Origin of the sequence: Streptomyces sp. AK08-02, from assembly GCF_033795085.1 — a bacterium.
In the GTDB taxonomy this organism is placed as follows: Bacteria; Actinomycetota; Actinomycetes; order Streptomycetales; family Streptomycetaceae; genus Streptomyces; species Streptomyces echiniscabiei.
In genome coordinates this window covers 13,867-29,948 of record NZ_JARAZV010000010.1, presented here as the reverse complement: position 1 = coordinate 29,948, position 16,082 = coordinate 13,867, and the positions used below count along the sequence as shown (strand labels likewise).

At 69.0% G+C, this 16,082-nt stretch carries 10 protein-coding genes; 4 read left to right on the top strand and 6 right to left on the bottom strand.

Annotation, left to right across the window (positions count from 1 at the left end; genetic code table 11):
• Positions 1–32 precede the first annotated feature (32 nt).
• The 4 genes from PV734_RS21295 to PV734_RS21280 all read left to right on the top strand — a co-directional run bounded on the left by PV734_RS21295 (position 33) and on the right by PV734_RS21280 (position 4,171).
• The gene (locus PV734_RS21295; RefSeq protein ID WP_319096263.1) at positions 33–557 is read left to right on the top strand and encodes an SRPBCC family protein; all 525 of its coding nucleotides are present in this window, start codon (positions 33–35) and stop codon (positions 555–557) included.
• The gene (locus PV734_RS21290) at positions 557–1,615 is read left to right on the top strand and encodes an LLM class flavin-dependent oxidoreductase (protein ID WP_319096265.1); all 1,059 of its coding nucleotides are present in this window, start codon (positions 557–559) and stop codon (positions 1,613–1,615) included. The genes PV734_RS21295 and PV734_RS21290 overlap by 1 nt, the downstream gene beginning before the upstream one ends.
• A gap of 339 nt (positions 1,616–1,954) precedes the next feature.
• Entirely contained in the window at positions 1,955–3,274 is a 1,320-nt protein-coding gene (locus PV734_RS21285) for an SNG1 family protein (protein WP_319096266.1), read from the top strand.
• A 243-nt stretch (positions 3,275–3,517) separates the two neighbouring features.
• Entirely contained in the window at positions 3,518–4,171 is a 654-nt protein-coding gene (locus tag PV734_RS21280) for a TetR/AcrR family transcriptional regulator (RefSeq protein WP_319290932.1), read from the top strand.
• A 127-nt stretch (positions 4,172–4,298) separates the two neighbouring features.
• Here PV734_RS21280 and PV734_RS21275 read toward each other — a convergent pair whose 3' ends face one another.
• From PV734_RS21275 to PV734_RS21250, 6 genes are all read right to left on the bottom strand, one after another.
• Positions 4,299–5,462 carry an oxygenase MpaB family protein gene (locus tag PV734_RS21275; RefSeq protein ID WP_319290930.1) on the bottom strand — a complete coding sequence of 388 codons (1,164 nt, stop codon included), beginning with the start codon at positions 5,460–5,462 and terminating at the stop codon, positions 4,299–4,301.
• 144 nt (positions 5,463–5,606) lie between these two features.
• The gene (locus PV734_RS21270; protein WP_319290927.1) at positions 5,607–6,662 is read right to left on the bottom strand and encodes a polyprenyl synthetase family protein; all 1,056 of its coding nucleotides are present in this window, start codon (positions 6,660–6,662) and stop codon (positions 5,607–5,609) included.
• On the bottom strand, positions 6,652–6,936 hold the full coding sequence (locus tag PV734_RS21265) for a polyprenyl synthetase (RefSeq protein ID WP_319096271.1): 285 nt from the start codon (positions 6,934–6,936) through the stop codon (positions 6,652–6,654). The genes PV734_RS21270 and PV734_RS21265 overlap by 11 nt, the downstream gene beginning before the upstream one ends.
• A 205-nt stretch (positions 6,937–7,141) precedes the next feature.
• On the bottom strand, positions 7,142–7,504 hold the full coding sequence (locus PV734_RS21260) for an Imm51 family immunity protein (RefSeq protein ID WP_319290924.1): 363 nt from the start codon (positions 7,502–7,504) through the stop codon (positions 7,142–7,144).
• Between the two features lie 130 nt (positions 7,505–7,634).
• Positions 7,635–8,060 carry a hypothetical protein gene (locus PV734_RS21255; RefSeq protein WP_319096274.1) on the bottom strand — a complete coding sequence of 142 codons (426 nt, stop codon included), beginning with the start codon at positions 8,058–8,060 and terminating at the stop codon, positions 7,635–7,637.
• A gap of 70 nt (positions 8,061–8,130) precedes the next feature.
• Positions 8,131–16,050: a ricin-type beta-trefoil lectin domain protein gene (locus PV734_RS21250; protein WP_415924241.1), complete on the bottom strand. Its 7,920-nt coding sequence runs from the start codon at positions 16,048–16,050 to the stop codon at positions 8,131–8,133.
• Positions 16,051–16,082 lie beyond the last annotated feature (32 nt).

Sequence of the window (16,082 nt, the reverse complement as noted above, 5' to 3'; positions counted from 1 at the left end):
GAGGGTCTGCCCCACTGCGAGGAGGCCAGGCGATGGAATGGACCGGCGCGCGCTATGCGGACCAGCCGACGGTCGAGGTGCCGATCTGGATCGCCGCTCCGCCGCAGCGGGTGTGGGAGCTGGTGTCCGACATCGAACTGATGCCGCGCTTGAGCGACGAGCTGGAGTCGGTGGAGTGGCTGGACGCGGCGTCAGAACCTGTGGTGGGGGCCCGCTGGGTGGGAAAAAGCAGGCATGAGGCGTTCGGGGAGTGGGCCACCACGTCCCACGTCGTCGAGTTCGAGCCGCTGAAGGCGTTCGCCTGGGCGGTCGAGGATCTCGAGAATCCCTCGGCGATCTGGCGTTTCACGCTCGAACCGCAGGACGACGGGACGCTGCTGCGGGAGTGGATGCAGATGGGACCGGGCCGCTCGGGCCTCTCCTTCGCCATCGACCGCATGCCGGAGAAGGAACAGAAGATCGTCTTCGTGCGTATGCGCGAGTTCGAGAACAACATCGGCGTCACGCTTGAGGCGATCAAGAAGCTGGCCGAAGAGCCCGGAAAGGCGAGTGCGTGATGCGGACGGCGACCACGATCGAGGCCTCCACGGGCTGGCCGGAGACGGTCGACCTCGTCCTGGAGGCGGAGAAGCTGGGCATGGACATCTGCTGGGTGGCGGAGGCCTGGGGCGCCGAGGCGGTGTCGCCGCTGGGATACCTCGCCGCGCGCACCGAGCGCATGCTTCTCGGCTCCGCGATCATCCAGCTCGCCACCCGCACGCCTATGGCCATCGCCCGCGCCGCGATCACCCTCTCGAACATCTCCGAAGGCCGCTTCCTGTTGGGACTTGGCCCGTCCGGACCCCAGGTGATCGAGGGCCTGCACGGCGTGCCGTTCGCCCGGCCCCTGTCGCGTATGCGGGAGACGGTCGAGATCGTGCGGGGGGCCACCTCGGGCGAGAAGATCTCCTACTCCGGGCGGGAGTTCCAGATCCCGCTGCCGGGCGGGGAGGCCAGGCCCATGCGGCTGGCGATGCCCGCCGAGCACGACATCCCCGTCTACCTGGCGACGCTGTCGCCGAAGATGCTGCAACTGACCGGGGAGATCGCCGATGGCTGGCTGGGCACCAGCTTCGTTCCCGAGGGTGCCAAGGAGGCGTACTTCGACCATCTGGACGCGGGCCTCGCCGCGGCCGGCCGTAAGCGTGCCGACTTCGACATCTGCCAGGGGGCCGAGGTGGCCTTCGCCGAGGACGAGGACGCGCTGCGCGCGATGGTGGCCGGCCGAAAGAAGGAACTGGCCTTCAGCCTCGGCGGCATGGGCTCCGAGAAGACGAACTTCTACAACAACGCCTACAGCCGCCAGGGATGGGCTGAGGTCGCCGCCGAGGTCCGAGAGCGCTGGCAGGCCGGAGACCGCGACGGCGCCGCCGACCTCGTCACCGACGACATGGTGCTGGCCACCACGCTGATCGGCACGGAGGAGATGGTGCGCGAGCGGCTGCGGGTGTGGCACGACGCCGGGGTCGACATCGTCCGCTTCTACCCCGCCGGTGAGACGCTGGACGCGAAGCTGACCACCCTCGGCCGGGCCATCGACCTGGTTCGGGACTTGGAGCGCGGGTCCGGAAGCTAGCCGACGACGGACCAGGACACCCGTCGGGCAAGCGTTCCATGGCATCACCCTGCGCGCGGAAGCGGCGGGGAGGCCGACCCGCAGGAGTCGAGCGGCTTCCTGCTACCGCTGGGACATGGGCCGGCGCCGCGACTTGGAATTCGTAAACCGATCGGTTTACGATGGTCTCGAAACCGACCGGTTTCATCAGTCGGAGTGCCGGCGCGGGTGCTGTGTCCCAGGCTCCCGCGTCGACGGCCGTGTGTACCGATGTCGAACGTTCCGGGGATCGCCGGCCCGCGACGGAAGGTGTCCGGCCTTCTCCGGATGCGAGCGTCCTGTCCGAGACCGGAGTAAGTCATGAGTGGGATTCACCCGTTCCGTGTCCTGCGTGCCAAACCCCTGTGGATCGCGAACGGCGTCATCACGGGCGTCCTCGCGCTGCTGTTCACCGTGTTCTACGTCGGCGCCAACATCGATCCCGTCGATCACATGAAGAATCTGCCCGTCGGCCTGGTCAACGCCGACAAGGGGGCCGCCGTCGGCGGTGAGCAGGTCAACCTGGGGGCTCGGATCACCGAGTCGATCAAGAAGTCCACCGCGGGCGGGGACAAGGTCGACTGGAAGGTGATGGACGAGAAGGAGATGAAGGAGGAACTCGGCAAGGGCAAGCTGTACGGCGCGCTCGTCGTCCCCGCCGACTTCACCTCGGCCACCACCGCACTCACCGGAACCCCGGCCGCCGGAGCCGCGACCGTGGGGGCCCCGACCCGCCCGACGCTGACGGTGCTGACCAACCAGTCCGCCGGCAGTATCGGCTCCGGTCTCGCCCGGACCGCGACGACGCAGGCGGCCGAGAGCGCCTCGCTCCAGGTGGGCAGAGAACTCACTTCTCGGGGCGGGTCCGAGCAGGCGAAGCTGCCGACCGCCGCACGCGTTCTGCTGGCCGACCCGGCTGCCGTCGTCGTCGAGGACGGCCATCCCCTCGACTCGCACAGCGGCCTGGGCCTGACCGCGTTCTACTACGCGCTCGTCCTCGTGGTCTGCGGCATGCTCTCCGCCAACGTCATCAGTGGCCAGGTGGACCACGCCCTCGGCTACACCCACAACGACATGGGCCCACTGCGCCTGCACCGCCCCCTGATCCGGGCAACCCGCGTGCAGACCCTCGCCATCAGCGGCACTCTCATGGTCGGCCTGTCCCTGCTGATGGGGAGTCTGGTCATGGTGGGCGCGGTCGGCCTCATGGGGATGCATGCCGCCCATCTGCCCCTGCTGTGGCTGTACTCGGTGTGCTCCGTCGCCGTCGCCGGGATCGGGGCGCTCAGCCTCCTCGCGGTCTTCGGTACGCCCGGCATGCTGGTGGTCACGCTGGTCTTCATCGGGATGGCGGTGCCGACGGCCAACGCCACCACGCCGCTGCAGGCGCTGCCCGGCTTCTACCGCTTCCTGGCGGAGTTCGAGCCGCTGCGGCAGATCACCGGCGGCATTCGCTCGATCCTCTACTACGACGCCCAGGCCGACGCAGGCCTGACCCGGGGCTGGCTCATGATGGCCGTCGGCCTCGTGGCAGCCGCCCTCTTCGGCTTCGGCGTGACGGGCTGGTACGACCGCAAAGGGTTGCACCGTATCCCTGTCCCCGCCGGGTCGGAGCCCGCGAAGGCCGCTGCCCCGGCGTAGCGGAAGGCGGCACACCAAGAACGGGGCCACTGCTCGGACGCTCGGAGTGGCCCTGGTGCGCGTCGCCCCCCGTGAGGGCGAGAGGGGCGCGCACCGATCAGGGCTCGGCGACGGTCTCTCCCTCCAGGGACGTCGCCGAGTCTCTGGGCGGCCTTCAGGTGTCCGCGCGGCGCCCAGTGCCTCCCCGGCGCCCGCAGAAACCGATCGGTTTCCATCTGGTCGGATTCGAGTTAGCCTCACGGTATGACCACCAACGTGAAGCCAAGTCCCAGGGAGCGGCTGCTGGAGGCGGCGGCCACGCTCACGTACCGAGACGGCGTCGGCATCGGCGTCGAGGCGCTGTGCAAGGCGGCGGGGGTGTCCAAGCGCTCCATGTACCAGTTGTTCGAGAGCAAGGACGAACTGCTGGCCGCGAGCCTGAAGGAGCGTGCCGCCGTCTTCGCGGCGAGGGCCCTGCCGCCGGCGGATGACGGCCGATCCCCACGCGAGCGGATCCTGTACGTCTTCGAGCGGGTGGAGTCGCAGGCGGGCGCGCCCGACTTCCAGGGCTGCCGGTATCTGGCTGTGCAGATCGAGCTCAAGGACCAGGCGCACCCCGCGAGCCGGGTGGCCCACCGGATCAAGGCGAACCTGACGGCCTTCTTCCGTTCCGAGGCCGAACGGGCCGGGGTGGGCAACCCTGACCTGCTGGCCCGGCAGCTCATCCTGGTCTTCGACGGCGCCAGCGCCCGCGCCGGCATCGGCGCCGACAGTCTGACCGGGCTCGTCACGCCCACAGTGATCACCCTGCTCGATGCGGCAGGCATGCCCTCGTCCGCCCCGCCTTCGAGCGGACCGGCGACCGAAGCGCTCTTGCGGGTTGACGCCCGACTCCGGCAGCCGGAGCGGCGCCCATGACCTCGCGCCCCTGCTCCCCGGCCCGAGGACTCCGGCCTTCTCGATCGTTGCTTTGCCGGTACGCGGCACGGGGTACGGGGTACGGGGTCCGGTCGGGAATCCCGCCGAGGCCGGTCGCGGGGCGGGATCAGTGGGAGACCGTCGCGCCGGGCGGGGTCCATCGGCGGGTGCGGGGCACCGTGTCGGAGACGCCGAAGTCCTTCTTGAGGTGTTCGGGGATGGCGTAGTGCATGACGCGTCCGCGGGTGAGGGAGGACAGCTGGAGGACGGTGGTGAGGTGGCCGAGGCGGTCCAGGGCCCAGGCGCCGAGGGGGGAGCGGTCCTCGACGGTCTCCAGTACGCCCAGCAGGTGGGGGACCGCCTTGACGACGGTGTCCCAGGTGGTGCGGGGCACCTGGAGCCAGTCGGCGCAGGTGTCGCCGACGAGGTGGCGGATGAGCGCGGAGACGATCGGGTCGAAGAAGGTGCCGGGTACGACTTCCTCGTAGAGGTCGATGAGCTGTCGGGTCAGGTGCGTGCCCTCCTCGGAAGGGCCCATGTGCCGAATCATGTACAGGTCGAGGAACTGGCGTGCCTCGTCGAGGGACTTGGGGACGGCGTCCTGGTCGACGCCGAGCATCGCTCCGACGACCCGCCAGGCATAGAAGTACGCGTCGGCGCCCTCGGTGGACATGTGGATGCCGAGGCGGTGCAGGGAGTCCAGCACGAGCATGGAGAAGAACATCTGCCCGCCGATCATGTCCTCCTGACAGATCGGCGTTCCCAGCGTTCCGGTGTCCCAGCGGTTCTCGCGTACGAGGTGGTGGCGGATGGCGGCGTGCAGGAGGCGGACCTTCTGGGCGGCGGGGACGAAGCGGCCGCCGGCCTCGAAGGCGTCGGGCCGCATCAGGTACACGGTGAACTGGCCGGTCTCCGCCATCCGTTTGGAGGGGTACTCCAGCCCATGGGTGGCCGACAGGAGCTTCGCCACGTGCGGGACGACGTAGCAGGCGGGCATCGAGGCGAAGGAGAGGGCGGTGGAGATGTGCACGTTGTTGTCGATGAAGAACAGCCGGGCCCGCTCCATCTCCGCCCAGTCGACCCAGGCCGGCGGGACGCTCGTGGCCCGGAGGTACTCCCGGGCGACATCGGGCAGCCCGTCCGGGAGGGGAGCACCGGCGGTGGAGACATAGCGCATGAGGGTGTTGAACTTGCCCACCTCCCCGCGTGCGAAGAGCGCGGCCACGGTGGCGTCGGCGAGTTCGTCACCGGCCTGGCGCAGGGTGTCCATCGATGCGTCGGTGCAGGTCACGGCAGGGTCCTTGTCTTCGACGGGGCGTCCACGACGGGTGGGTGGAGGGACGGACGGACAGACGTACGTACGGATGGCCGGGAGCTGTCGGGGCCGGTCGGGGCCGGGAGACACGGGCGCGGGCCCCCGGTATCTGGGCGGGGATCAGGACAGACGGACGGTCGCCGAGTGTGCCAACGCGGTCAGGGCAGCGGCGGCTTGGGGAGGTACGTCCAGCTCGTGGAGAGCGCCGAGGGCTTCCTCGACGCGCGCGGTGATCATGTCCTCGACGCGGTCGGGCGTCTTCAGCCGGCCCATCACCTCGCGTACGGCGTCGAGACCCTCCCCGTCCGGGTCGCGCCGGCCCAGGAGGGCGCGGAGGTGCTCCCGGTCGCCGTCACCGGCGATACGCCAGGTCTCCGCCAGCAGGGCGGTGGGTCGATGGCCCCGTACGTCATCGGCGTTGGCCTTTCCGGTGAGTTCCGGGTCGCCGAACAGGCCGATCAGGTCGTCCCGCAGCTGGAACGCCTCGCCCAGCGGCAGACCGTAGGCGGAGTAGCCCTCACGCAGCCGCTCACCCGCCCCGGCGAGGGCGCCGCCGATCAACAGGGGGTGCTCGACGGTGTACTTGGCCGTCTTGTAGCGGATCACCTTCAGCGACGCCGCGACGTCCGGCTCGGCGCCGGTACGCAGGATCTCCAGACACTCGCCCGCGATCAGCTCCCGGGTCAGCACCGACCACAAGGGGCGGGCCCGGGCCAGATACGCCGCGGGCAGACCACTGCCGGCGAACAACTGCCCGGCCAGGCCCATCAGTAGATCCCCGACCAGCATCGCCAGCGACCTCGCGGCGGCGACGGCCCGAGGGCGGCGGCGTACGGCACCGCGCAGAGCGACATGGGGGGTGGGCCGGCCGTGCCGTAACGCGCTGTCGTCGATGAGGTCGTCGTGCACGACAGCCGCGGCATGCACCAGCTCCATGGAGGCCGCCGCCCGAACCAGCGCGTCACTGTCCGGCTGTCCCACCGCGCGCCAGCCCCAGTAGCAGAACGCCGCCCGCAGCCGTTTTCCGTCCGCGACCACGGCCTCCAACTGCTCGGCCACCGGGCCCAGTAGCGGATCGATCGCCGCGAACCGATCTGCCTCCTGGGCGACGAACGGCTGCAACACCTCGTCGACGCGGGCCTTGAAAGCGGTCGGTTCCCAGCGGTCACACGTCATCGGCGGCCCGCCGAGCCAGCGCGTGCCGGGCGAGGATCTCCAGGTGGGCCGGGGGTGCGGCCGCGTACCGGTCCAGCACCAGGCGCCCGCGCGCCAGCAGGTCCCGCTCGGCCTCCGCGGCCAACTCCGGTGTGTCCGACCGGCGTAACAGTCCCCGGAACGTCCCCAGGGCCGAGCCCAGGGCGCTCACCGTGAGATCGGCCAGCCCGGCGACAAGAAGCACCGCCCGCCCGTCCAGACCCAGGCCTTCGCGTGGTCCTGCTTCGTGTGTCATGCCGGTCCCCGTCCCTCTGTCCACATCGCGTCCGGGCGGCGCCGGTCATACGCCGTTGCCTCCAGCATCACGACACGGGGGGTGGGGGAGGGGGGAAAGTCACGATCGAGTGATCACCTCGCTTGGCCGTACGGATTGCGGCGACCGCGGCGACCGCGGCGACTGCGGTGCCGCGATCCCGGTTTCGGAGGCGCTGGGTTCGGGTTCAGTCCCAGTCGCCGGGGTCGGTGGCCTCGATCAGCGCGGCCAGCTTCACGCGGTCGTGGAAGGCACTGCTGAGGATCAGCCCGAGCTCCCGCAGAGCCGCCTCGTCCTCGCCGTAGACACACATCATCCCGGCCTCGGGATCGAAGCCGCCTATCCGGTCGGCCAGTTCCGGCGCGTGGACGCGCACCGCCGTACGCGCGACCGCGTCCCAGCTGTAGCCGCTGACCTCCTGGCCGACGGCCTCGAAGAGGCCGGCCGCCTCGGCGAAGTGGTGGTCGCCGAGGATCAGGCTGTAGTTGCCGGGTGATGTGTCGAAGAGTTCCAACGGGGCGAGGTCCGCGTGAACGATTGCTTCAGTCATGCGGGCATCGTGGCATGGCCCACTGACAGGGATCCTTTCCGTACCTCATGCCGGAAGACCCCGCCGAATGTCTCCATTCGACGGGGCCTTCCTCGTGGCACGGGCGCCCTCACGGAAGCCTCGGGCGGGTCTAGGCTTCGCCCGGCCGCCCGAGAAGCTCGGCCAACTCCGTTCGGCGCCAGTCCCACTGAGGGTGCTTCTCGATCAGGTCCACGAACTCGGCGAACTCGACGACGTCGCCGTGGTTCGTGTCGATCAGGCCCGAGAAGCCTCGGAGGGCGGAGGACAGGAACAGGCGCGCCGCCTCCATGGACTGACAGGAAACGTAGATCGCACGGGGGTCCTCCCCGATCCGCCGCCCCATGTCCTCGACCTCCTCGGGCTCGAAGTCCGAGAGGACGTCGCCCGAGAAGTCCAGAGCGAACGAGTTCCCGTTCCAGTGCAGGAAGTCTCCGTCACTGAGCGGGTCCTTCTCAACTCCGAGGGACCGCACCCTGGCCTCGATGGCCGCGCACTCGGATGCGCTCGCCAGCAGGACCACGGAAGGCCAGGACATGGCTACCTCCCTCTCTTCTTGCAGTGATCGCCTCTCAAGCGGTGATCGTCACTCATTCGGTGAGCACCTCTCATGGAGCGATCACCGCCAGGAGTTCGTCGAGATCGGTCGTGACCATCTGGCCCGCCTGTTCCTGACCTCGGACGACCGACGGCTTCAACTTCTTGCTCGGCCAGATGAAACTGATGACCGGGTAGTCCGTCGCCGACTCGTATCGCGAGTGGTCCTTCCTGGAGCCCGATCCACCGCCGGTCTTCACCTGGATCACCGCGTTGCGGGTCACGATGTCGAAGTCGGTGATGTCCTTGCCGTCCGCGCCGACGATCTTCATCTCGACCGCCACCACGTGGCCAGGGTAACGGGCCTCGATCTCGTCGACGAGCCGGGGAACTCCGGGGTCCTTGGGCGTGCCCACATAGCTCGGGGTGTTGCCGGCGCCGGTGCCGGTCGGGCAGCTGTCGTTGTGAACCAGGACAGGTGCCGCGCCCGCCAGCGCGAAGTACGTGTGCAGGTCACCGACGGTCAAATTGTGGACCGTGGTGTCCAGCGCCGTCCAGCGCTGGACTCCGGTGATCTGGACATGCGTACCGGCGCTGGTCCTGAGCCACTGACCGGGCCTGAGGTCGGTGGCGTCGAGCCACCGGCCCAGCTCCGGAACCCAGAACGGGTGCTCGGCGGTCGCCGTGATCCGGTCCGACCTCGTACCGGCCTTTCCGTCGGTGTCGACGGTGAGCCTGACCAGACGCTTGAGACCCTGGCCCCTGATCTCGGCGGTGACCGTCTCGACACGGGTCTGCCCGGTCGTCGGGTCCGTCGCGATGACCCTGTCGCCGGTCCTGACCTTCTCGATGGCCTTGGTGGAGCCGTCGGCCATCAGTACCTTCGTGCCGGGCACGAAGCTGTTGCAGCCCGGTGAGTCCGCGGCCTTGCCCGATCCGCCGCTGCCGCTGGTGCCGCCGTTGCTGCGGGAGGAACCGCCGGACTTGCCGCTGCCACCGCCGCCGGAGCTTTTGCCGCCGCCGGAGCCTCTGCCGCCTCCACCGGAGTGGGAGGAGGACTTCGGAGCGGCCTTGGCCTGGGCCTGCTTCTGCGCCGGGTTACCCGTCTTCCGCTTGGCGGCCGCCGCCGCGTCGGCCCTTCTCTTGGCGGCCTCGGCAGCCTTCTTCTTGGCTCTCTGCGCTGCCTCTCTCTTCGCTTTCTCGATGGCCATCTTCTTGGCTCGGAGCGCTGCCGCCTCCGCGGCCTTGGCCGCCTTCAGCACGGCCTCCGCGGCCCTCTTGGCGGCCTTGAACGCCTGGATGGCGTCGATGGTGCGGTTGATCGCCTTCAGGACCGACGGGATCTTGCCCAGCTTCGTCCACGGAATGGCGTCCAGGATGATGCTGCCGCACGACCACATGTCACCGCCGAAGCAGGCCATGGCGTCGTTGATGCCGATGAAGTCCTTCAACGTCTCCCAGGCCACGGCCAGGATCACCGAGGTCAGGGACTTGCCCATCATCGACTGCGCCTGCGCGACCTGCGCGGGTGACAGTCCCGCGCCGGCCAGGGCCGCGGACTTCTCCGAGGCGGTCAGGCTGATCGCCAGACCGGTCGGATCGGAGTACGTGACCGGGTTGTTCTGCGCGTAGGCGTAACCGTTGGACTGCAGCGGGTCGTTCAGGTCGAGCATTTGGTCGGCGGACAGGAAACGTCCGACCACCGGGTCGTACAGGCGCGCGCCGAGCGGCTGGTAGCCGGAGGCGTCGTCCCTGGTCTTGCCGAGGAACCCCTTGTGGCTCTGCAGGTTGGCACCGGCGGTGCCGCGCTCGTTGCCGAAGGGGTCCTGCTTGCGGATGCGCACCGGCATCGTCCCGTTGAGGGCGACCTCCGTGTACGCACTGCCCTGGTGGTCCGAGGTCTGGGCGACCAGGGTCTCCGCACCGGTGCCAGAGGCGTAGCGCATGACCGCGCCGCCGGGAGCGGTGTAGGTGCGCTGTGTGTTGACCAGGACACCGCCCTGCTGGACGGTGACCTCGGCCTCGTCCAGGTGCAGTGTGGCCTGCTTGCCCTTGATGGTGAGCAGACGATTGCCGTCGGCGCCGTAGATGTGACGGGTGTCGTTCTGCGGCTGCCAGAGCTGCGCGGACGAGCTGTCACAGGTCGCCAGGACGATCGGTGTGGAGTTGGCCGAGTCGGCGCCCTGTACGGCCAGGCACAGACCCGACGCGATGTGGGTGAGCTGCCCGGTCGCGCCGCGCCTCAGCTCCTGTGCGGTCACCTGCGCGGAGGTGGTGCCGCACTTCTGGATCTGGACCGCCGACCCGGCCGTGTTCGCGGTGGGCTGGAGGCACCAGTTGTCGTAGACCGACAGGGTCCCGCGGTTGGAGTCGGACTGCGTCCCCCCGACGGGAGCCGGTGTCGGCGTGAACCTGAAGTTCTGCGCCACCGTGGAGTTGCAGGCGTAGAGCTGGATCGGCTGGTTGGCGGCCGCCACCCCGGACTTCAGGTCGAGGCACTTGTCGGCGAGGCCCACGTACGGGGTCCTGCCGCCGCTGCCCGCACCGGTGATCCGGTCGACCTTGCCGTCCGGCGTCCAGGTGAGGTCCTGCTTGTCACCGTTCTGGATCGAGGTGATCGACTTGGTCTCGCCGGTCAGCTCGTACAGGCGTGTGGCCTCGGCCTTGACCTGCGCGCCCGCCGGGGTCGTGTAGGTCTTCGTGACCTTGGTGAGCGTGTGCGGCTGGCTGCCGTCGGCCTTGCCGTACGCGTAGGTGCTGGTGGCGTCCTTCGCGGTGGCACCCGTGAGGTCCTTCTCGGTCAGCTGCTTGCGGTTGCCGAGGAGGTCGTACTCGTACTCCTGCCAGTAGCCGGAGTTGTCCTTGCCCGCGGCGACGTTGAGCGTGCCGTCGGCGTTCTTCGGGGTGGTGCACTTCGCCTGGTCGCCGGAGGTCCATGCCGTCTTCAGCTGGCCCATCGGGTCGTAGACGAAGCACTGCCGCTCATCGATCCCGACGGACTTCTCCTGGATCGAGGTGACGTTGCCCGCCGGGTCGTAGGTGTACGCCCGGTTGGAGACCAGGTTGCCGCCGACGACCGAGTTGTCCGCGCCCGTGCCGGACTTCTCCCGGTAGACCGACTGCTCCTTGAGCTCGCCGGTGCCCTCGTCGTACGACGCCTGCGTCCAGACCCGGTAGGGCTGGGCGCCCAGGGTCGACTGGAGGACCTGACCGTACGCGTCGTAGGCCGTCTGTGAGCCGTACCAGTCCTTGCCGGAGATGGAGAGCGGGTTGCCGTCCTTGTTGTAGCGGACGACGAGCTTCTCCGAGGAGAACCTGCCCACCGCCGGCACGGTCTGCTCGTCCAGCATGCCGTTGTCGGACCACGAGTAGTCGTACTTGTAATCCTTGGCGAAGCCCCACGTGTCGACGATCGACTGCGGCAGCGACACGGTGGTCGAGGTCGGTTGGTAGTCCTTCGTGTACCCGCCGATCGACTGTGTGTACGCCAGCGTGTCCGTGTAGCGCGTGGCGTTGGCGGGCATGCCCTTGCCGCCCGGGGCGGTGTCGTACGTGAAGTCGGCGAGCAGGGCACCGGTCGAGCCGGTCAGTCGTTGCTGCTTCGGCCGTGACAGTTCGTCGTAGCTGTTCCAGACCTTGACGCCACGGGCGTTGGTCGTCGTGAGGACGCGGCCGCGGGCGTCGTACGCCGTACGGGTCGTGCCCGCGTCGGGGTCGGTCGACGTCTCCATCCGGCCGTTGTGGTCGTACGTCCACGTCCACGGGTGCGTCGTGTCCGCCGAGGGAGTGGCCTGCGCGATCTGGCCGTGCGCGTCGTACACGTAGCGCGTCGACGTGAAGCCGCCGGGAGCCGCCGGATTGAAGGTGTCCGTGCGGATGGTCCGGCCCGTCGCGTCGGTGTAGACGCGGTAGGACGAGTCGCCCGTGGGCTGGATGACCTTCGACCAGTCCTCGCCGTACTCGTAGCGGACGGCCCGTTCCGGGTACGCCTTCGACGTGCTCTCCTTGGAGATCGGGTCCACGTACTTCATGTACGGGGTCTCCTGGAGCACGCGACCGAGGCCGTCGTAGGTGTAGCGCGTGATGTTGGGGACGGCCGTGTCCGAGACCGGGGTGAACAGCTCGCCCGGCTTGGCCTCGTCGGTCAGATAGGCGTTGTTGGTCTGGTAGACGTCACCGGAGTTGTTGTACAGCGTGTCCGTGATCAGCCAGCCGGAGTCGTTGTCGGCCTCCTCCTGGCTCTGCCGCTCGCGGCCGAGGCCGTCGTAGAGGGTGACGGAGGTCTCGACCCGGTCCTGGTAGCCACGCGTGTAGGTGGTGACGTACGGAGGCTTGCGGATCTTGGTGTTCGCGTCGTCGGGGTCGGTCTCCTCCGCCGGGATCGTGTAGACCGCGCGGAAGTCCGGTACGCCGTTGCCGGGGGTTCGGCCCGGGGCCCAGGCCTCGGCGAGCCGGCCCAGCGGGTCGTACTTCGCCTCGCTCACATGGTCGTTGGCGTCCTTGGTCTTCAGCGTGGTCGAGCGACCGGGCTCCAGGTCCTGGGTCTGGCTGTGACCCAGCAGGTTGGTCGTGACGACCTTGAAGACCTGTCCGGTGGCCGGCCCTTCGGAGACGTAGCTGATCGTGGAGGACTTCGGGGACGGCTGGGCCAGCTGGTCGGGGTCCGTCTGCCGGACGACACGGCCGACCTCGTCGAAGCCCCTCGTCCCGTTGGTCTGGAAGCCGGTGCCGGTGCCGTTGAGGGACCAGGTCTCCGTCGCCAGACCACGGGTGCCGGCGGCGAGCGCGGCGCCGTAGGTTCCGCCGTCGTACGCGGTGCGGGTGGCACCGGTCAGCGTGGTGAGATCGCTCCAGTTCGCGTTGGCGCAGGTGGTGGGCGAGACGAGGACCTGCTTGGTCAGACCGATCAGGTTCTTGTCGGTCTGGTGCACGTACTCGGCCTTGGTGCACGACTCGTCACCGGTCTTGTTCGCCGCGGTGTCACCCAGGGACTCCACCAGGGTCGGCAGACCGTACGTCGGGTCGTACGTCGTCGTCGTCCGCACCGAGCGCACCGTGCGCGTGTCGTCGGAGTTGGTGCCGGACGACCTGGTGTACGCGGTCTCCTCGGGCTCCGTGACCCGCCAGGCCCGCAGCGGGGTCAGGCCGTCGTCGCGGTCACGCTTGGCGAGTTCCGTCGCCTCGGGTTTGGTGACGGAGCGGGTCAGCCAGTCGGAGTCGGCCCTGGTGGAGTCGGTGTAGCTGAGCTCCTCGGCGATGCGGCCGGCGAACGGCTCCTCGTCCTTGGCGATCTCGGCACCCGTGATGTCCTTCACGGACACGCTGTCGCCGAGGCCCCGGAAGAAGCGGGTGACGGACTTGGAGCGCTGGTTCGCGGTGTCCGCGGCACCTTCGTCGCTGACCGGGCCCGTCAGGACCGTGGTCTGCTCGACGCCCGCGAACTGCGAGTAGGTGCGCTGGGACTTCTTGGTGAACTCGGCCTCGGCGAGCTTCCAGGCCGGGTTCTTGTACGCGTACTCGGTCCTGGTGGTGAAGTTGCCGTCGATGTTCGGCAGTTCCTCGACGGTGTCCACGACGTACTTGTGAAACCAGTCGATGTCCTCGACCTCGGGGTCGGGGTTCCAGAAGGAGGGGTAGCAGAGCCGGTTGTTCGTCTTCAGCTGCGACTGCAGACGGGCCATGGCCTGGGCCGGGGTCTCGTCGGACCGCTGGTCGAGCAGGGGCAGATCACCGGTGAGGCAGTCGCCGTCGATCTTCTTGTAGTTGACGACGGTCTCACCGCCGTACTCGTTGACGACACGGCCGATACGCAGCCGGGAGAACCCGGGGCGCGAGGCGTGGACCGCCTTGACGCGGTTCGGCATGTCCTCGGCGTTGGGCTCGAACCGTACGGTGTTGAGCGTCACGCTCGCGTCGGTGGAGCCGTTGCGGGCGTAGCCGGTGCGCTGGACGGACTCCAGCCACAGGGCGGTGTTCGGGCCGGTCAGCAGCTTCGCGAAGCTCTGCTTCAGCTGGTACTCGTCGACGACCTGGCGGGCCGCGGTGTCGGTGCGCCGCTGGGCCGAGGTCGTGATCTTGTCGAGGCGCTTACGGGTCCAGAAGGACGGCCCGGCGTTCCAGCACTTCTTGCCGGACTCGCAGCGCAGGTCGGCCGGAGTGTCGAACCAGGGCCGGTAGTTTCGCGGGTCCTTGGACTTGAAGTTGTCCTCGGAGCAGGTGACGTCGTCGACGGTGTAGCAGCGCTCCTTGACGGCGAAGCCGACCCGGGCCGGGGCGGCCGTCGTGAAGATGCTGTTGCTGCGCTGGCCGTAGTCGATGTGGTCGAGCCAGCCGTCGCGGTCGTAGGCGACCGGGGACTTGAAGTTGAAGTTGCGGGCGTAGTAGTTCTGGTCCTTCTGCCACCACAGCGACATGGCGTTGCCGTGGACGTCCTCGACGTAGTCGAGAGCCCAGCGCCAGCCCTGCGTGCAGTAGGAGTTGGTCCAGTCGGTGGTCGTCGGGCCCTTGTAGCAGTCCTCGTCGGAGTGGTTGCCGTAGACCGGGACGGTGAGCACCGAGTTGGTGGTCGGGTCGTCGGCGGCGGTGCCGTGGTCGTCCCAGCCCGGGAGCTTGTTCTTGCCGAAGTGGTATTTCGTGCCGTCCTTGGTGGTGACGACCCAGTACTCACCGTCCTTGGCGCCGTTGCCGGTGGCCTCGCCCTTGATCCGTTGGACGGTGGAGCCGTCTCCGTTGGCCGTGAACCACTTGCCCCTGGTCGCGTCCCAGACCAGCTCGGTGGTCAGGCCGCCGAGCGAGAGGGTGGCGTTCTGGGAGCCCCAGCACAGGTCCGCGGTGCGGTGGGTGGAGTTGTTGGAGCCCGCCTTCTTGGAGTCCTGGCGGCAGTTGGCGTACGTACGGGTGATGGCGCCCGCGTTGTAGTCCCAGCCGTCGCCGATCCAGGAGGCCTGGTTGTTCGTGGACGAGGTGTGGCCGTCGACGGACTGCGAGGAGTACGACAGGCCGACCTTCGGCATCAGACCGCCGGCGGTTTCCGGGGTCTGCACCTGGTACGAGTAGGTGAAGGCGCCCGAGGACGAGCCCGACGCCCAGGAACCGGAGGACAGCAGCGGCGAGGCCGTGAAGTCGCCGGACACCGACGAGCCGGTGTCGAGACCGCCGACGGCGGCGCCGCCGTTCGCGGCGACCGCGGGCTGGACACCGTCGCGGAAGGAGGCCTGGGTCGCCTTCGCGGGGACGAAGCCCTCGCCGACGAGGCTGGAGACCGGGATGCTGCCGCCGAGGATCTTGCGGGTCTTCGCGTTCCTGGCCGCGGTGGAGTCGGTGGGCGCGTCCTTGGCCGCCACGGTCCTGACCGTGCTGCGCAGCCGCTGGAAGTTCTGCTTGCCGTTCTTGACGTCCTTGTCCCCCTGGGAGACGGACATCGTGGTCATACCGCCGCCGTCGGCGCAGTCGCCCTCGGTCGGGGCGGAGTAGACGCACTCGGGCAGCACCATCAGACCGAAGCGGTCGGCGGCCTGCGGCCCGTAGAGGTCGGCGAAGCCCGTGGTGTCGATGGTGATCGCCACTTCGGCGGCCGGGTCGACGGTGGCCGGCGGGGTGAGCTTCATGACGATGCCGGAGACGCCCGCGTCCTGCGAGGTCGTCTGCGGGGCCACGCCCACCGTCCAGTTGCCGGCGAGGGCGGCGGGGTCACCTCCGGCCGGAACGCCGATGGCGACCGGCAAGTTGTTGCTGACCGGCTTGGTGGTGCCGGGCGCGTCGCCCGTGGAGAGGGTGGCGCTGCCGGTTCCGGACGTCCACGGCGCGATCGCGGCGGGGGCGTACGGGTCGACCGGGTTCTCCGGAGCCAGGGTCAGGGTCTTGTCGGCGGCCTCGTCGCCCTCGACCTCCGTGGCGTCCGGCAGGTCCGGGAGGTCGACCTTGGCGATCGCCTTCTCGCGGCTCATGCCGGGGTCGGGGATGGCCATGGCCTGCCCGGCGAGGCTGGTCACGGTCAGCGTTGAGGACAGCAGAAGAACGGTCG